Origin of the sequence: Streptosporangium sp. NPDC023615, assembly GCF_040640155.1 — a bacterium.
Lineage (GTDB): Bacteria > Actinomycetota > Actinomycetes > Streptosporangiales > Streptosporangiaceae > Streptosporangium.
The window spans coordinates 85,833-103,919 of sequence record NZ_JBFABE010000016.1; the positions used below are offsets into that span (position 1 = coordinate 85,833).

14 protein-coding genes are annotated in these 18,087 nt (G+C 69.3%); 5 read left to right on the forward strand and 9 right to left on the reverse strand.

Features of this window, described 5'->3' with window-relative positions; all coding sequences use genetic code 11:
* The first annotated feature begins 75 nt into the window (after positions 1-75).
* Together AB0G16_RS15075 and AB0G16_RS15080 are read left to right on the forward strand one after the other, a co-directional pair.
* The gene (locus tag AB0G16_RS15075) at positions 76-3,384 is read left to right on the forward strand and encodes a discoidin domain-containing protein (RefSeq protein WP_362804457.1); all 3,309 of its coding nucleotides are present in this window, start codon (positions 76-78) and stop codon (positions 3,382-3,384) included.
* A gap of 281 nt (positions 3,385-3,665) precedes the next feature.
* Positions 3,666-5,132: an aldehyde dehydrogenase (NADP(+)) gene (locus AB0G16_RS15080; protein WP_362804459.1), complete on the forward strand. Its 1,467-nt coding sequence runs from the start codon at positions 3,666-3,668 to the stop codon at positions 5,130-5,132.
* 242 nt (positions 5,133-5,374) lie between these two features.
* Here the strand turns inward: AB0G16_RS15080 and AB0G16_RS15085 are convergent, their stop codons facing one another.
* The 8 genes from AB0G16_RS15085 to AB0G16_RS15120 form a co-directional block, all read right to left on the reverse strand.
* Positions 5,375-6,493, reverse strand: coding sequence for a hypothetical protein (locus AB0G16_RS15085; RefSeq protein WP_362804462.1), 1,119 nt, complete (start codon positions 6,491-6,493; stop codon positions 5,375-5,377).
* The gene (locus AB0G16_RS15090; protein WP_362804465.1) at positions 6,474-6,821 is read right to left on the reverse strand and encodes a hypothetical protein; all 348 of its coding nucleotides are present in this window, start codon (positions 6,819-6,821) and stop codon (positions 6,474-6,476) included. Before AB0G16_RS15090 ends, AB0G16_RS15085 begins: the two co-directional genes overlap by 20 nt.
* A gap of 182 nt (positions 6,822-7,003) precedes the next feature.
* Positions 7,004-7,798 carry a hypothetical protein gene (locus tag AB0G16_RS15095; protein ID WP_362804468.1) on the reverse strand — a complete coding sequence of 265 codons (795 nt, stop codon included), beginning with the start codon at positions 7,796-7,798 and terminating at the stop codon, positions 7,004-7,006.
* A 526-nt stretch (positions 7,799-8,324) separates the two neighbouring features.
* A complete protein-coding gene (locus tag AB0G16_RS15100; RefSeq protein WP_362804470.1) occupies positions 8,325-9,662 on the reverse strand; it encodes a pectate lyase in 1,338 nt (445 codons plus the stop codon).
* A gap of 174 nt (positions 9,663-9,836) precedes the next feature.
* The gene (locus tag AB0G16_RS15105; RefSeq protein ID WP_362804473.1) at positions 9,837-11,156 is read right to left on the reverse strand and encodes a sugar ABC transporter substrate-binding protein; all 1,320 of its coding nucleotides are present in this window, start codon (positions 11,154-11,156) and stop codon (positions 9,837-9,839) included.
* Positions 11,153-12,337, reverse strand: coding sequence for a Gfo/Idh/MocA family oxidoreductase (locus AB0G16_RS15110; RefSeq protein WP_362804476.1), 1,185 nt, complete (start codon positions 12,335-12,337; stop codon positions 11,153-11,155). Before AB0G16_RS15110 ends, AB0G16_RS15105 begins: the two co-directional genes overlap by 4 nt.
* 144 nt (positions 12,338-12,481) lie before the next feature.
* A complete protein-coding gene (locus AB0G16_RS15115) occupies positions 12,482-13,363 on the reverse strand; it encodes a carbohydrate ABC transporter permease (protein ID WP_362804478.1) in 882 nt (293 codons plus the stop codon).
* The gene (locus AB0G16_RS15120) at positions 13,360-14,304 is read right to left on the reverse strand and encodes a sugar ABC transporter permease (protein WP_362804481.1); all 945 of its coding nucleotides are present in this window, start codon (positions 14,302-14,304) and stop codon (positions 13,360-13,362) included. Before AB0G16_RS15120 ends, AB0G16_RS15115 begins: the two co-directional genes overlap by 4 nt.
* Positions 14,305-14,562: 258 nt before the next feature.
* On the opposite strand from AB0G16_RS15120, the gene AB0G16_RS15125 reads away from it, so the two are divergent.
* Positions 14,563-15,534, forward strand: coding sequence for a LacI family DNA-binding transcriptional regulator (locus tag AB0G16_RS15125; RefSeq protein WP_362804484.1), 972 nt, complete (start codon positions 14,563-14,565; stop codon positions 15,532-15,534).
* Positions 15,531-16,505, forward strand: a complete 975-nt coding sequence (locus AB0G16_RS15130; RefSeq protein ID WP_362804486.1) for an aldose epimerase family protein — start codon at positions 15,531-15,533, stop codon at positions 16,503-16,505. The genes AB0G16_RS15125 and AB0G16_RS15130 overlap by 4 nt, the downstream gene beginning before the upstream one ends.
* 18 nt (positions 16,506-16,523) lie before the next feature.
* On the opposite strand, the gene AB0G16_RS15135 is transcribed toward AB0G16_RS15130, so the two are convergent.
* Entirely contained in the window at positions 16,524-17,468 is a 945-nt protein-coding gene (locus AB0G16_RS15135) for a LysR family transcriptional regulator (protein ID WP_362804489.1), read from the reverse strand.
* 74 nt (positions 17,469-17,542) lie between these two features.
* Between AB0G16_RS15135 and AB0G16_RS15140 the strand changes: the two genes are divergently transcribed.
* The gene (locus AB0G16_RS15140) at positions 17,543-18,067 is read left to right on the forward strand and encodes a cysteine dioxygenase family protein (RefSeq protein ID WP_362804492.1); all 525 of its coding nucleotides are present in this window, start codon (positions 17,543-17,545) and stop codon (positions 18,065-18,067) included.
* The last annotated feature ends 20 nt before the right edge of the window (positions 18,068-18,087 follow it).

An 18,087-nucleotide genomic window follows, 5' to 3' on the forward strand; every position in this document is an offset into this window, starting at 1 on the left:
CGCGCCGCCGGACGGCGCAGACCCCTCGACCCGGATCCTCCGCAGGAGGTCCGGCACCCCCCAAGGACGTGACGCATGCCGACATCAGCCCGCTTCAGACGACGATCGATGACCGTGGCGGCGACGCTCTGCCTCGCGGTGAGCTCGCTGACGGTCCTCGCCCCGGAGGCGTCCGCGGACCAGCCCATCGGGTACCCGGCCTTCACCGGCCCGGCCGTCCCCACGCCGCCGGTCGGGTACACGAGCGGCAACATGATGCAGGCGATCTACGACGCCGAGAGCTCCGGGACGAACTTCTGGATCGACCGGCTGCTCGCCCGGCCCGGCAGCGACCCCTCCGACGCCGACGGCGGCATCCTGATGACCCGCGGCCGGGCCTTCTTCATGAAGACCCACACCCCGGGCACGCTGGGGTTCGCCGGCAAGGCCGCCTACATCGAGAGCATCAACGACCAGAGCGCGTTCACCGTGACGGTCACGCCGGGCTCCCTCAGCGAGCAGGTGAGCCAGCGCTGGCAGGCGCCCAGCCACTACAGGAGCGTGCACACCGGCTCGGGCATCCGGGTGGAGCAGACCAAGTTCGTCACCCAGAACAACGTCGCGGTGGCCAACCTCTCGATCGTCAACACCGGTTCGGCCTCCACCACCGTGCAGCTCCGGGCCGCCTCGCCGTACGCCACCTCCGGCAGCGGCAACGAGCTCACCGGCACGGTGAACTCGTTCAAGAACCTGACCACGATCCGCCCGCGCCTGTCGGGGGACGGCTTCACCGCCTCCGGCGGGGCGCTCACCCGGTCGATCACCGTCGCGGCCGGGGCCACCGCCACGGCCAAGGTGGTCATGGGGTTCGTCACCGACGAGATCCCCGAGTCGCTGAGCGAGTACAACGCCTACAAGGGCTACACCGGCGCCACCGCGTTCGCCACGCACGTGCGGGCCTACAACCTGTGGTGGGCGCGGAACATCCCCTACTTCGACGCGCCCGAGCCGGCGATCAAGAAGAACTACTACTACCGCTGGTGGCTGATGCGGTTCAACAGCCTGGACGCGAACCTGCCCGGCCAGACGTACCAGTTCCCGATCTCGATCGAGGGTGTGCTCAGCTACAACAACGCCATCGCGCTGACCCAGCCGATGCACATCGACGACCTGAAGTACCTGCGCACCCCGCTGTACGCCTACGGTGACTGGCTCTCGGTCGGCCAGACCTCCAGGGGCGGCCGGTTCATGGACAACCCCGGCGACCCGGACAACTGGTCCAACAGCTACACGCAGTACATCGGCGAGGCGGCCTGGAAGAGCTACCAGATCCACGGCGGCCAGCCCGCCATCGCGGCGAGCCTCGCCAGGTACGCCGAGGGCGACGCCAAGGGCCAGCTCAGCCACTACGACCGCGACGGCAACGGCCTGATCGAGTACGACTGGGGCGCGCTGACCGGCAACGACGCCGACGCGGTCTCCTTCCACTGGCGTGCCGGCAACCTCGACCGCACCGAGTCCGCCTACGTCTACAGCGGGGCCCTGGCCGCCGCCCAGGCATACGAGACGATCGGCAACACCGCCAAGGCCGCCGAGATGCGCGCCCTGGCCACCCGGGTGCAGAACGCGGTCGTCAACGTGCTGTGGAACCCCACCGCCAAGGTGCTGCAGCACCGGCACGTGGCCACCAACGCGCTCAACCCGTGGAAGGAGATCAACAACTTCTACCCGTACGCGGTGGGCCTGATGCCCAACACCGCCACCTACCGCGAGGCGCTGCGCCTGTACGCCGACCCCGCCGAGTACCCGATCTTCCCCTTCTACACGGCCAACCAGCGGGACAAGGCCGCGGCCGCGGCGGCCGGCAACCCCGGCAGCAACAACTTCTCCACGATCAACTCCACCGTGCAGTTCCGGCTCTACTCCTCGGCGCTGCGCAACTACCCCAGCCCCTACATCTCCAACGAGGACTACAAGAAGCTGCTGTACTGGAACGCCTGGGCGCAGTACGTCGGCGGCAACACCCAGTGGCCCGACGCCAACGAGTTCTGGGCCAACTGGAACGGCTCGTCCATCACCTACCGCTCGTGGATCCACCACAACATCCTCGGCAGCAGCAACTGGACGCTGATCGAGGACGTGGCCGGGCTGCGTCCCCGCAACGACAACAGGGTGCAGCTCTCGCCGATCGACATCGGCTGGTCGCACTTCGCGGTCAACAACATCCGCTACCGCAACGCCGACCTGTCGATCGTCTGGGACGACCCGGCCGACGGCGTGACCCGCTACCCGGGGGTGCCCCAGGGCTACTCGATCTTCGTCAACGGGACCCGGGCCGCGACCGTCAACCAGCTCGTGCCCTTCGTGTGGGACCCGGCCACCGGCGGGGTCACCTTCACCGGCACCGCGGGCACCGTGGCCCACAACGTCGCGGTCCCCGGGATGCAGGCGCCCCAGCAGGTCGTCCACTCCGAGGCGCGGGTGGTCGACGCGCTCGCCAAGGCCGGGGTCGACCTGAGCGCGAACCTGACCAACCTCGCCCAGGGCGCGGCCGTGTCGGCCTCGCACACCGCCTCCGGCACCAGCGTCGGCGCGGCCGTGGACGGCTACCCGACCAACGAGCCCTTCTGGGGCGCGGGCGGTTCGCCCAACGCCCAGGACTGGTACGAGGTGAACCTCGGCAGCGCCAGGACCCTCGACGAGGTCAGGCTGTACTTCAAGGACAGCCGTCCGGCGAGCGGCACCTACCGGGCGCCGTCGTCGTACCAGGTCCAGTACCTCGACGGTTCCACCTGGACGAACGTCGCCGCACAGGTGAAGACGCCCGCCACCCCGCAGGGCAACTACAACCTGGTCCGGTTCGCACCCGTCAGTGCCCAGCGGGTCAGGGTGCTGATGACGAACGCCTCCGGCGCCAAGAGCGGTCTCACCGAGATCAAGATCTACAACCGGGGCGGGACCCAGCCGCCGCCCACCGGCAACCTGGCGCCCTCGGCGACGCCCTCGGCCTCCCACACCTCGGCGTGGGAGTCGGTGGCCGCGCTCAACGACGGGATCGACCCGTCCTCCTCCGACGACACGGTCAACCCGCGCTGGGGCACCTGGCCCGAGCAGGGCGAGCAGTGGGCCCAGCTGACCTGGCCCTCGGCGGTCTCGGTCAACCGGGCCCAGGTGTACTTCTTCGACGACGGCCAGGGCATCGACCTTCCGGCGTCGTGGAAGCTGCAGTCATGGAACGGCACGGCCTACGTGGACGTGCCCGGCGCGAGCGGTTATCCCGTCGCCGGCGACCAGTACAACACCGTGACGTTCGCCACCGTGAGCACGACCCGGCTGCGGGCGGTGCTGCAGAGCGCCTCCGGGGCCTCCGTCGGGCTCCTGGAGGTCAAGGTGTTCGCGCCGTAGCGAACGCCCCACGAGGGCCGTCCGCCGGGCGGAGGGGACCACGGGTCCCCTCCGCCCCGTCCCCCCGCCGCGTCCCGTCCACACCACCGCGTCCCCCGCCCTGCCCGGCCGGGGGACGCGGTGGTGTTTCATGGTGATTTGCGAGGTCCGGAGGGTAGCGAGGGGAGGGCGGACGAAGGCCTCGGGCAGGCCGCCGAGGTGGTCGTTGTCACGGAAAGCGCTTACCGTAGGAGGGTGGTCCCCGCGGGGCGTCAGAGGCTCCATCCAGGAAAGGTTTCATCTTGATCCACTCAGTTGACCCCAGAACCGGCGAGTCCGCCGGAGATCCCTTCCCCCCGACCCCGGACGCCGAGCTGGACGCGATCGTCGAGGCGGCCCGTATCGCCGGACCCTCCTGGCGTTCCGCCGACCGGGCCCCCGTGCTGGAGGCGGTGGCGGCGGCGCTGGAGGCGAACGTCGAGGAGCTCTGGCGGGCGGCCGACGCCGAGACCGCGCTCGGCGAGACCCGGCTGCGCGGCGAGGTCGGGCGCGCCGCGGGCCAGTTCCGGCTCTTCGCCCAGGTGCTGCGGGACGGCGGGCACGTGGAGGCGGTGATCGACCACGCGACGGCCCAGCCGCCCGTCCCGGACCTGCGCCGGATGAACCATCCCCTGCCCGGCGTGGTCGGCGTCTTCGCGGCGAGCAACTTCCCGTTCGCCTTCTCGGTCGCGGGTGGCGACACCGCCTCGGCGCTGGCCGCCGGGTGCCCGGTCGTGGTCAAGGCACACGACGGCCACCCGCGCACCTCGGAGCTGTCGTGGCGGGTCATCCGGGACGCCCTGCCCGACCCGGCCCTGCTCGGCCTGGTCAGCGGGCTCGACGCCGGCAAGCGGCTGGCCGGGCACCCGTCGGTGTCGGCCGTCGGCTTCACCGGCTCCATCCCGGGCGGCAAGGCCATCCAGGCGCTGATCGCCGAGCGCCCCGACCCCATCCCGTTCTACGGCGAGCTGGGCAGCGTCAACCCGGTCGTGGTGCTGCCGTCGGCGTCCCGCGACGGCCTGGCCCAGGGCTTCGCCGCCTCGCTGACGCTGGGCACCGGCCAGTTCTGCACCAACCCCGGGCTGGTGTTCGTCCCCGACGACGCCGAGCTGCTGGCGTCCATCGCCGACGCGGTCTCCGCCACCGAGGGCGGCCCGATGCTCACCGAGCGGATGCGGGGCGGCTACCTGCACGGGCTGGCCAGATTGGGCAAGCTCTCCTCGCTGGCCCAGGGCAAGCCGGGGGAGGGGGCGTTCGCGGTGACGCCGCAGGTGTTCGTCACCGACCTGACGACGTTCGCCGGGGACCCGCACGGCATCGCCGAGGAGTGCTTCGGCCCGGCGGCCGTCGTGGTGGTCTACACCGACCCGGCCGAGCTGCCCGCCGTCCTGGAGCGGCTGGACGGCTCGCTGACCGCGACGATCCACGCGACCGACCCGGCCGAGGCGCGTCCCAGCTCAGAGGTGCTGCTCAAGAAGGCCGGACGGCTGATCTGGAACGGGTGGCCGACCGGCGTCGCGGTCCGCTGGGCCATGCACCACGGCGGCCCCTGGCCCTCCAGCACCGCCGCCGCCCACACCTCGGTCGGCGCCGCCGCGATCCGCAGGTGGCTGGTCCCCACCGCCTACCAGGACTGGCCGGCCGAGCTGCTCCCGCCCGAGCTGCGCGACGACAACCCGCTGGGCATCCCCCGCCGGGTCGACGGCACCCTCGTCGAGGGCCGCGCCTGACGCTTGTCTGTCTCCTCATGCGGGAGAGGGCCGTCACCGGCCCTCTCCCGCGCGGCGAATGCCATCGGGAGCGGCCGCCGACGCGCCGACCTTCTCCGGGTGGAACCGGCTCCGGTGACGCGTCGCGACCACCCGCGGGATCGCGAAAGAACAGGCGGCACCATGACGCCCGTCGTCACGCGACGGGGCTTCGGGGGAGATCACGGACTCTACGTGTCCACTCAGGCACGCCGGTGGGTGTCTCAGGTGCGAACTGCCAGAGGTGCAGCTGGCGCGAAGCCATCAATCTTCCAGGTACCACCTGCTAGTGGGACTCGAGCACGCACATGACCAACGATGCCGTACGGATCACGAGGGTTACGGGCCAGAGTGCCAAGCTTGGCTGCCTGCTTCCTAAATGCGCCATGAGGGGTGGGCCTGCGCGGTGAGGTGGTCCAGGCCTTGTCAGTGTGAGCCAGGATGTATTTGATGTCGCTGTCCTTGGGCAGGTTGACATTACCTCGACGGAATGGCGCTAGCAGTACCACGGGTTCATTCGCCAGAAGCTTGTTCCATATGCCCTCGTGGTGCGACGTGCTGGATCCGTGGTGCGCGGCCTTGTATAGGGTGGCAGGCTCCGAAGGGCTGAAGGAGTGCAAAACCGCTCCCCAGCCGCAACCGGCTGGCCCGGACAGCAGGTCTGCGCCGAGGAGCGCGTTTACCTTGCCTGCGCTCACCCATAAGGCGACGGATGCCTCGTTGGGATCGAACATTGAACGACGGGTGCGCTCACCCATCACGTGCAACTGGTTTTTGGCCAAGCCTTCGAAGGCGCGAGTGATGGCGTGTTCCGAGGGTGACAGGGCAGTCACAGTTACAGCTGGAACGGATCCGAGCGCGGAGAGATTCAGAAGGATCTTGTTCTCGCTGGCTCTGCGCAACGGACGTACCCCTGTGACGGAGTCCTTCCGCTTCCGAGCGATTTCGAAGATTCGCCGATATTCACGATAGGAGGCGGTGTCAGTGATTCCGCCGATGTCCCGCTCGGCTTCGACCAGGGCGAGAAACTCGCGGTTCATCAGCGCATGTGAGGTGACAACAACGGCGGTCGGGCAAGCTTCAACAATGTCAGCGATCCCATCGAAATGATCATCATGGGCGTGAGTGGCCACGACTGCGAGAACCTCGGTTGCAGGGTTGACGCCCATCCCGCATAGGTACTCCAAGGCGGAAACCTCGCCGCTGCGCTGGTCACGGCAGGAATCAACGACAATCCATCGACGTGCACCCAAATGCACAACGATAGACTCACCCTTGCCGGGACCGAATACCGAAACCTCGAAGACATCGGGCTCGGGTGGATCAGTCGAAAAGCTGCTCAAGGTGCTCCATTAAAGCGTCAGCTCTGGCGTACACTGCCTGTAATTCTTCAAGAGTAACGCGGCCAAGACGTCGAAGCCGCAGATTCTCGGTGCGCGTCGGACGCGTGCCCGGCGCCTTTATGGTGCGCACCGACAGGTAGAACACATCGCCAGGAACAACAGTGGCAGCATCGGAGCCAAACAGCTCCAAATCGAAGTCCGCTGTGATGGGCATTCCCTCGGCGTCGATCGGGTACAGCTCGGCGGTGAAAGCGTCTCCGTCGATCTCTAAGATTTTCCCTTCCCACTTGTGCAAGCCGGTGACGCCGTGTGAATCAAGCGGCCTCACCGGAGTGTCCCAGGTGGACGGGATCGACTCGGGCTGCCCGGCCTGTATCGAGCCCTGAGTGGTCTGGTCCGACGGAACCGTGGGTCCAGGAATTGGAACAGGGAAATCCTGTGGCGGCAAAGGTTCAGTGGGGGAACGACGTCGGGAACCTTGACCCCGGGATGTGATGGCGGTGGCGGTTGTCATCGGCTTTTTCCTGTCGTCATGCCCAGGGATGCAACGCGATCGACGATCATCTGGGCACGGCCGCGAGAGGCCCTGAACCCATCGGTCAAGATTTTTACAGCGAAAGGGAGCTTGTCGGCCGACCGCTGAGGGACAACCTCCTTGAGGAGCTCAATACTGTCCCGGTCGGTGACCGTATCGGCGTACGTAAGGTCGTAGTGGTCGTTGATCGACACGAATACTCCGGGAAGAACCACATTCGAGGGCTGGACTTGGACATTGATGGAGCCGCCATAGCCGTCATCGCGAACGCCCTTTATCCCCAAATTCAGCATGCCGGGCAGATGTAGCATGCTACTCCACGCATCTTTTGGCGCTAACGCATCACCGATAGCGTGGTACTCGTCTGGGGCCGCCTCGAAATGAACCGTTCGATTGATGCCCATCATGGATACCTCAGGGCTACCTTTTGACAGCAGAATTCCGGCGGCCAGGTCCCTGGCCACCTCGACATCAGCCGCGACATCGGTAGTGACCTGCAATGTTTCCGGCAGCACCTTTAGCTGAATCGAACCAAAGCTGACGATCGTAGCCCCGGCGCTAATGATCTCAACGCTGTAGGAGTCGTAGTCTTCCTCGCCGATCAGGTCCATCTTTCTGAGCCATTTGGGGGCGATCGTCAACGGATCGAACTCGCCCAGCACGACTACAGCCATGTGATCACTGGCCAGCTTCTGTATGCCCACAAACACCCCTTTCTCGCCGGAATCCCAGGCGAACCGCGGCAAGCTGGCCAGGCCAGCCGCTGCCACGTTACCGGGAACCCTGCAACACAGGGAGCGTAAGGCGCGCAAACGTCGAAACCTAGTGCCGCATCAGGCAATGTTTGCCCTGTTTGACGTACGGTCAACTGGTGAACAGCAGTGAGCAGTCGGGGATGCATGAGATCGAGAAGCGCTTCATCGCGGTTCTCGATGGGCGGATGAGCCAGGACGAGACGACCCGCTGGGCATAGCGCTGGGTCCCCGATGACGAGGTCGGCTGGGACGACGTGGCACGGCGGGCATTGAGCCTTCTGCACGGGATCGACCCACGCAACGGTCCGAACGAGGACTTCCTGCATCACGACGAGCGGACGCGTCAACGGTTTGAGGGACTACGGCGCCGCCGAACGGGATGACATGTCTTCGATCACCGTCACAGGAGCGCATGCCGTCGTCACAACGATCGAGCTCGTTCATGATCGGGGGACCTGACCGGGGTCCCTGACGGGCCCCCGGCCGGCCCTCCGGTGACGATCCACAGCCTGGATCTCCGGCCGGATCCGCGCCGGGGCCCCTAGCGGACCTCGCCCGCGCCCGCGTGGCGGGAGACCTCGCGGCGCACCGACCCGGCCGGGTCGATCCCGGTGTGCAGGACCGGCGTCCAGCCGGCGTCCGCGCCCAGGTCGGGGTCGTTGACCGCGTTGTGGACGGCGACGAGGTCGATCGGGACGACCCGGCCCCCGACGCGGAGCACGTCGCCGCGCGAGGTCAGGGCGGTGCCGCCCCAGTTGCGGACGAGCGCGGCCGGGTCCACCGCGCGGCCCGGGCGGAAGAAGTTGTTCTCGGAGAAGATCTGCGACCCGACGCCCACGCCGAGCGCGTAGTCGAAGGTCTCGGCGTCGGGGATCTCGTAGTAGTTGTTGTAGACGTGCACCTGGCCGAAACGCACGCGCGGCAGCCGCTGGAGCACGTTCTCGAAGTGGTTGTGGTGGATGGTGACGTTCAGCTTGCCCGTGTCGTTCGCCGGGTTGTTGGTCGAGCCGATCAGCATCGTCTTGTCGTGGCCGGAGAACCGGTTCCAGGACGCGGTGACGAAGTTGGAGGCGTTGGTGATGTCGAGCTGTCCGTCGTGCACCTGGTACGGCCTGCCGAAGTACCGCAGCTGGCCCGAGTCGGGGTTGTCGCCGTCGGTGAAGGTGTTGTGGTCGACCCACACGTGCGTGGAGCCGGTCACCGTGATGTTGTCGTAGAGGGAGTTCCAGTTGCCCTCGGCGCCGTCGGTCGGGTCCCACTTCGGGAAGCAGTCGGCGGTGTCCTCGAACGTGATGTTGCGGATGATGACGCTGTCGGCCTTGTCGACGTGCAGGTTGACGCCGCGGATGCGGGCGTTCTTCCCCAGGCCGACCAGGGTGGTGCCGGAGCGGACCTTGAGCTTGACGTCGGCGGTCTGCCGGGCCGCCGAGGCGACCCGGGCGGCCTCCATCGGGCCCGAGGGCACGGTGTCCCTGCCCCACACCGCCGGGTCGTACGCGGCCAGGTAGCCCTCCAGCGTGTAGCCGCCGGTGGCGTAGTCGGCGCAGGTGCTCTCGGGGGCGATCGTCCCCTTCACGTGGACGATCGACGGCGAGGGGGCGGCGAGCGCGGCGGCCAGCTCGGTGCGGGTGGAGACGACGTGCACGTTCGAGGCGGGCGCGGCGGCGCCCCCGGTGGTGCCGGTTCCCTCGGAGGCCCAGCCGTCGCCCGCGGGGAGCGTCTGGCGGCCCAGGTCCGTACGGGAGCCCAGGGGCCCGGCGGCGGGGGCCGCCGGGCCGGTGACGGGATCGGTGGCGGGACCGGTGACGGACGCGGACGCGGCCGGGGCGGCCAGCACCGCCAGGGAGAGAAGGGCGGTGAGCGCGACGGCTCGTTTCATGGTGGTTCCTCCACGGGTCAGGCGGGGGGAAGGAGGCTCCGTGCGGTCCCGGCAGCCCTCCGGACGGTGGGAGACGGGCGCGCCCCCGTCAGGGAGGGCGCACCCGCTTCCGGGTGGTGGGAGGCGGGCGCGCCCCGGTCAGGGAGGACGCACCCACCTCCGGTCTGTGGGGGCTCAGCCGCCGTTGCGCTGCCTGTACGACGTCTGCGCCTCGGTCAGCTTGGCCGCGAACGCGTCCAGGAAGTCCTTGGCGGGCAGGGTGCCCTGCAGGACCTTCTGGAACTCGGGCTCCATGTCGGTCTTGGTGATCGCGTTGAACTCCGGCAGGTGGTACGGCATCTGCACGACCTTCGTCGCCGGGTCGTTGAGGACCGTCAGCGCGGTGGAGATGTGCTGCAGTCCGGAGATCCAGGGCTCCTCGTTGACCTCGATGTTGGCGGGGAGGACGCCGGTCTTCTCCGACCAGTGGCTGTTCATCTGCTTGGAGGCGGCGAACTCGGCGAACCTGAACGCCGCGTCCTTGTTCTTGCCGGTGGCGAACACGCCGATGCCCGAGACCGGGTTGGACAGGATCGAGTGGGCCCCGGAGGCGGAGACGGGCACGGGCACGGCGGCCACCTTGTCCACGCCGAGCGTCTTGACGTGGTCCTGGTACGAGCCCAGGTTGTGCTGCATGATCCCGATGTTGCCGCCGTCGAACTGGGCGACCATCTTCGCGTAGTCGTTGCTGATGTCGGCCTCGGGCGTGACCCTCTTGTACAGGCCGGTCAGCCGGGTGAGGGCCGCCACGTTCCTGGGGTCGTTGACGGTCGCCCTGCCGGAGGCGTCGAAGATCTCGGTGATGCCGGACTGGCCGTACACCACCTCCAGCATCTGCGCGATCGAGCCGGGGCCGCCGCGGATGGTGAAGCCGTAGCGGTTGTCGGCGGTGTCGGTCAGCCTCTCGGCGGCGGTGAAGAACTCGTCCCACGTCTTGGGGGGCCGCAGGCCGGCCTCCTTGAACCAGTCGGTCCGGTACCAGAAGACGCCCATGTTGGTGGACATGGGGACCATGTAGGTCTTGCCGTCCGGCACGGTGTTCCTGACCGTGGACAGCACCTGCTCGTTCAGCTTGCCGTTCAGCTTGCCGGTGGACAGCCGCTCGTCCAGGGGTTCCAGGGCCTTCTGGGCCACCAGGCCGGCGAGCGCCGCGGTGGACATGCCGCCCACGTCGGGCAGGCCGCCCCCGGCGACGGCGATGTCGTACTTCTGCTGGGCCTGGGCGATCGGGATGCCGACGTACTTGACCTCCACCCCGGGGTTGGCCCTGTTGTACTCGGCGATGATGTGCTGCCACACCGGGGTGCGCGCCGGGCCGCCGTTGTCGTCCCAGAAGACCAGCCTGATCTTCCCGCCGTCGGCCTGCGACGACTCGTCCGAGCCGCAGGCGGCCGGTCCGGCGCCCAGGGTCACGGCCACGGCCACGATCGCCAGGCGCCTGGAGCGTCCGATCATTGCTCTTCACCTCTCCTTGTCGTGTCCCCCGACATGGTGTGACCGTAGGGGTCGGCGACCGTGGCCGGAAGGTCGCCGGCCGTACCTTCCGTCCCGGGGAAGGGCCTGGTCCAGGGAACCCGCAGTTCCGAGTAGAGCGCCAGCCGTTCCGCGCTCGCCGCCGTGACCTCGGCGATCCGGGGCAGCACCCGCCGGTCGGCGCCCACCTCCTGGAAGACGTCCGGGATCGCCAGGGGAGGCGGCGCCAGCCGTACCGCCTCCAGGACGCGCATGAATCCGGCGGTCCGCTCCAGCGGCACCAGCAGCTCCGCGCCGTCGCGCAGGTGCGCCACGAGGTTCTCCAGCAGGCCGGTCCTGGGATGCACGATCGAGGTCCCGCCGGACTCGACCCGGTCCTCGGTGTAGGTCAGCCTGATCCGCCCCCGCTCGCCGTGCACGATCAGGTACGGCTCGTGCCGCCGGTCCGCGCAGAGCGAGACCGCGACCGTCACCGTGGTGCGGTCGTCCATCCGCAGCCGCACGCACGAGGTGTCGTCCGACTCGATCGCGTTGGCGCGGTAGAGCTCGACCTCGACGTCCTCGACCCGGGCGCCGGAGACGGCCAGCGCGGTCGCGGTCGCGTGCGCGAGCGGGTTGGTCAGGGCGCCGTCCACCACCGGCACGCCGTCGACCTCACGCCTGCCGGCCCAGGGGACCCGGTCGTAGTAGGAGTAGGGCCGCTCCCACGCCCCGGCCGCGCCGATCCCGACGACCCGGCCGATCGCCCCCTCGGCGATCATCCGCCGGACCGCGGGGATCGCCTCCGAGCCCAGGCTCTGGAAACCGACCTGGCAGGCCAGCCCGGTCCGGCGGGCCGTCTCGGCGATCCGCAGGTAGTCCGCGTACGTGGCGGCCGGCGGCTTCTCCAGCAGCAGGTGCGTGCCGGCGCGCATCGCCCTCTCCGCCAGGTCCGCGTGAGTGTGGATGGGCGTGCACAGGATGGTCACCTCGGCGCCGGTGCGCTCGATCAGGCCGGTCAGGTCGTCGGAGAACGCCGTCCCGGCGGGCAGGTCGTCGACCGGCCGGACGTCGCACACCCCGGCCAGTTCCACCAGCCCGGCCTCGGCCAGCCGCCGCACGTTCCTCAGGTGCGACGAGCCGTGCCCGTGCGCCCCGGCGAGTACCACGCGGACCGGTTCCATCACGCCACCTCCCATCGCGGCCCGAGCCTCATCGCTTCTCCGTCCTCACGGTCCTGGCGGCTCTCACGGTCTCCGTGGCGCTCACGGTCCTCGCGGTCCTCGCGGTCTCCGTGGCGGGCGGCAGGGACCGTCCGGCGGGGGGCCTCATCCCTTCACCGCCCCCGCCGACAGACCCTGCACCAGGTAGCGCTGGATCACCGCGAAGACCAGCACCACGGGCACGGCGGCGACGACGCCGCCCGCGGCCAGGGCGCCGAAGTCCACGCTGAACTCGCCCAGCGTGTACGCCAGGCCGACGGGCACCGTGAACTTCTCCTGGTCGCTGACGAACATCAGCGCGAACAGGAAGTTGTTCCAGCTGTGGATGAAGGCGAACGAGCCGACCGCGACCAGCGCCGGGCGCAGCAGCGGCAGCACGACCGCGAAGAAGCCACGCAGCCGGCCGCACCCGTCCACCCAGGCGGCCTGCTCCAGCTCCACCGGGACGTTCCTGATGAAACCGCTGATCAGGATGAGCGAGAGCGGGAGCTGGAACACGGACTCGGCGATCACCAGGCTCCACAGCGAGTTGACCAGGCCGAGGGTGCGGAAGATCTCGAAGAGCGGGATCAGCATCATCGCGCCCGGGATGAACTGGGTGCAGAGCATCGCGATCATGAACAGTCTCCGGCCGCGGAACGCGTACCTGGCCAGGGCGTAACCGCCGGCCAGGGCGACGACCGTGGTCGTCACCAGCGAGGCGACGCCGACCATCAGGCTGTTCTTGAAGAAGATCGCGAAGCTCATGTCATTCCAGACCGTCGCGAAGTTCTCGAACGTGATCGGCCAGGGCAGCAGCGAGGTCGACCCCCGGGGGCGGAACGCGAACACCAGCATCCAGTAGAAGGGCACCAGCGTGAACACCAGGTACAGCCCCAGGGGGACCCAGATCTCCCACCGGCGCCCCCGCCCCGCGTCCCGCCGCCCGGACCGGGGCGAGACGACGGGCGGCACCAGGCGCGGACGCTCGGCCGTCTGGAGTGTCATGACGTCGCTCCGAACTTGCTCAGCCGCAGGTAGGCGATCGAGAAGAAGGTCAGGATCAGGAAGGCGGCGGTCGTCAGCGCCGAGCCGTACCCGAAGTCGTGGGACTGCACGGCCTTGGCGGCCACGTACAGCGGCAGCGTGGTGGTGGCGTGCGCGGGGCCGCCGCCGGTCAGCGTGTAGAGCAGGTCGACGTTGTTGAACTCCCACACGCAGCGCAGCAGCGTGGACAGGATGATCGCGTCCTTGAGGTGGGGGAGCGTGATGTGCGCGAAACGGCGCAGGCGCGAGGCCCCGTCCACCGAGGCCGCCTCGTAGAGTTCCCGCGAGACGCTCTGCAGGTCGGCCAGGAGCAGGATCGCGAAGAACGGCACGCCCCGCCAGAGCTCGGCCAGGACCGCCGCCCAGAAGACCGTGTCGGGGTCGGCCAGCGGCGCGGCCCCGTACCGCATGAGTCCCAGGTCGGCGAGGTAGCGGGACAGGCCGGTCGTCGGGTTGTAGAGCAGGATCCAGATGCCGGTGGTGAGCACCCCGGAGACCGCCCACGGGGAGAAGACGGCCGCGCGGGCCGGCCCGCGGCCGACGAAGCTCTCGTTGACGATCAGCGCCAGGGCCAGGCCGAGAACCAGTTGCAGGGCGACCTCGACACCGACCCATTTGACGCTGAAGCCCAGGCTCTGCCAGAACAGGGGGTCCTCGAACAGGAGCCTGCGGAAGTTGTCCAGGCCGGCGAAGCCGTTGTCCCAGGGTTTGGTGACGTTGTAGTGCCGAAGGCTGTAGTAGACGACACTGGCCATCGGATAGACGAGGAAGCCCAGCATCGCGATCACCGCGGGGGCGATCAGCAGGTAGGGGGCACCGGAGGCGCGGCCCGGCCGGGTTCCGGCGGGGCGCCCCGGACGACGGCGCGTCCGCCGATCCGCCTCCGCCGTGGTGATCGCCATGACCGGCAACTCCTTCCAGGTCGGCTCAGGGGCTGCAACCGGTTGCATGAAACATTGCGGACATCTCCTGGCAACGTCAAGGGCCCAATTTGATAAAGGAGGCCTTATCTGAAGATTTTCCGATATTTGTAAATTTCAGCGGGTCGGGAGGGGCGGCGACACGGCCGGAAAGCCATAGGATTCGGACGTTGACAGCGATACAACCGCTTGCACTAATGTTCTCCAGGGCCTGGACATGGGCCGTGATGGAGGAGTGCGGTGGCAGCGACGATCAGGGATGTGGCGCGGGCGTCGGGAGTGCACGTCTCGACCGTGTCCCGCACCTTCTCCGCGCCGCACCTGGTGAACACCGAGACCCGCAACCGCGTGCTGGCCGTCGCCGAGGATCTCGGCTACCGCCCCAACCGCGCGGCGCGCGCCCTCACCACCGGCAGGACCCACAACATCGGCCTCATCGTCGCCGACATCTCCAACCCCTTCTTCCCGCCGCTGATCAAAGCCGCCCAGGCGCACGCCAGGGCGCGTGACTACCACGTGTTCGTGGCCGACACCGACGAGGACCCTCAGGTCGAGGAGGAGCTTATCCAGACCCTCGCCAAGCAGGTGGACGGGGTGCTGCTCTGCAGTCCCCGCCTCTCCAACCGGGTCATAGAGCGCCTGCACGCCGACGTGCCGTTCGTGGTGGTCAACCGGCGGGTGAAGGGCATGCCGACGATACTGATGGACATCGGCCAGGGAGCCCGGCACGCGATCGAGCACCTGGCCGGGCTCGGCCACCGCAGGATCGCGCTGCTGTCCGGCCCCACCGGGTCGTGGACCAGCGGCGAGATGTGCGCCGCCGCGGCCGCGGCCGAGGGCGTCGAGGTCGTGATCCTCGGCCCGAACGCGCCCACCGAGCGGGGCGGTCTCGCCGCCGCCGCCGAGGTGCTCGCCTCCGGGGTCACCGGCGTGCTCGCCTACAACGACCTGGTCGCCATCGGGCTCATCGAGGGACTGTACGAACGGGGCGTACGCGTCCCCGGGGAGATCAGCGTGGTCGGCGTCGACGACATCGTGTCCGGCCGGCTGAACCGCCCCAAACTGACCACCGTGGCCATGCCCACGGCCGCCGCCGGGCGGATGGCCGTCGACCTGCTGCTGCACTCCTTCGGCGACGGCGCCACGCCCACCCTGGCGACCCTGGAGACCAGCCTGGTCGTCCGCGAATCCACCGGAGAGGCGCAGAAATGAACGTCGGAACCACCCCGTCGGGCGAGCCGGTCGAGCGGCACGTGCTGTCGAAGGGGCGCCTGCGCGCCTCGATCCTCGACTACGGCGCGATCCTGCAGACCCTGGAGGTCTCCGGGACGAACGTGGTCCTCGGCTACCCCGACCTCGCCGACTACTTCACGCGCAGCCGCTACTTCGGCGCCGTGGTCGGCCGGTACGGCAACCGCATCGCCGGCGGGCGCTTCACCCTCGACGGCCGGTCCTACGAGCTGCCGGTCAACAACGGCCCCAACAGCCTGCACGGGGGCACGGACGGCTTCGACAGGCGCGTCTGGCAGGTGACCGACGTCTCCGGCACCTCGGTGACCCTGCGCCACGTCAGCCCCGACGGCGAGCAGGGCTACCCCGGCACGCTCGACGCCTCGGTCACCTACACGCTGGACGAGGACGCCGTCCGGCTGGACTACCGGGCGGTCACCGACGCGCCGACCGTGCTGAACCTGACCAACCACTCCTACTTCAACCTCGCCGGGGGCGGCGACGTGCTGGGGCACGTGGTCCGCATGGACGCCGACCACTACCTGCCGGTGGACGACACGCTCATCCCGACCGGGGAGCTCGCCCCGGTCGCCGGCACCCCCTTCGACTTCACCTCGCCGCACCGGATCGGCGAGCGGATCGACGACCCCGCGCTGGGCAACGGCTACGACCACTGCTACGTGCTGCGCGGCGACGGCGGGGGCGGCGGCGCCGTCATCGAGGTCAGCGAGCCGACCGGCGGGCTGGTCATGACCGTCACCACCACCGAGCCGGGCGTGCAGTTCTACACGGGCAACATGCTGGACGGCGTCGCCACCGCCTACGGCAGGCACGCGGGCCTGTGCCTGGAGACCCAGCACTTCCCCGACTCGCCCAACCGGCCGGACTTCCCCTCGGTGGTGCTGCGCCCCGGCGAGGAGTTCACCTCCTCCACCACCTACCGCTTCTCCTGACCGGCCCCCGCCGGTTCGTCAGGGAGGTGTCACCGCCGCCAGGGCGGTCAGCAGGGCGGCGGTGGCGGGCGGGTCGGGAGGCTCGCCGTAGGTGGCGGCGTAGACGTGACGGGTCGAGCCGGGGAGTTCGATCACGGTGACCTCGGGATTCCGGTGGGACCGCAGGGCGAGGCCGGGCAGGGCGGTCACCCCGATCCCGGCGGCGACCAGGGCCTGGACCGCGACGATGTCGTCGGTCATGAAGGCGATCTCCGGCTCGAAGCCGGCCCTGGCGCACAGCTCCAGCAGGTGGCTGCGGCACCGCTCGCACCCCCCGATCCACCGGGAGGCGCGATGGGAGGCCAGGTCGCCGGCGGCCTCCGGGAGCGGGCCGCCCCCCGTCCCCCCGGAATCCGCCGGGTCCCGGCCGCCCGCGGGGTCCTGGACGCCGGCCGGGCCCGGGGTGACCAGGTAGCTGGGGTCGTCCAGCAGATGCAGCAGGCGGATCCCCTCCTCCTCGGGGGCGGTGCCGTCGAAGCGGAAGATCACGGCCACGTCCACGTAGCCCGCCCTGAGCATGCGCAGCGCGTCGGGGGGCTCGGTCTCGGTCAGCCTGAGCTCCAGGCCGGGGTGCTCCCCGGCGAGGACGGCGGCGGCCCTGGGCACGAACGTCCCCAGGGCCGAGGGGAAGGCGGCCAGCCTGACCCTCCCGGCGCGCAGGCCCACGTGCGCCGACAGCTCGGCGGACGCGGAGTCGATGCGCCCGATGATCTCGGTGGCGCGCTCGGCCAGCAGGCGGCCCGCCTCGGTCAGCCGGATGCCCCGCCCGGCCCGCTGGATCAGCTTGGCGCCGGTCTCGGCCTCCAGCTTGGCGAGATGGTGGCTGACCGAGGGCTGGGAGTAGTGCAGCTCCCTGGCCGCGGCGGTCACCGACCCGTGCCGGGCCACGGCCGCGAGGACGCGGAGACGCACGATATCCAGCATGTATTAACTTTATCGATGTATAAGACGAAAAATGCACATTAGACGTTATGGATCGTCCGGAGCATGCTGGACCCATGACAACGTTGACGCTCACCCGCCCGGGCCTGGCCGAGTTGGTCGAAGGAGTCCGGCCGCTCGTCGCCCCCTCCGCCGACTCCCGGACCACCGCCTTCGCCGTGGCCGGTCTGCTGCGTGAACGGCTGCCGTCCCCGGAGATCCTCACCGGGACCGAGCGTCTCGGCGACCCCGACCACTACATCGCGCACACCCTGCACACCGAGGAGACCTTCTCGATCGTGGCCGTGGTCTGGCGGCCCGGCCAGAAGACGGTGATCCACGACCACATCGCCTGGTGCGTGTTCGGGGTCCTGCAGGGTGTGGAGTACGAGACCCTCTACCGCGACCACGGCGACCACCTGACCGAGATCGGCCGGACGGCCAACCTGACCGGGGACGTCAGCGGCTTCGCCCCGCCCGGGGACATCCACCGGGTGCACAACACCGGCGACGAGACCGCGATCTCGCTGCACATCTACGGCGCCGACCTGAGCGCCGCCCCCACCAGCGTCCGCCGCGCCTACGACCTGCCCGTCCGCTGAGTCCCCGCCGCGCCCCGGGC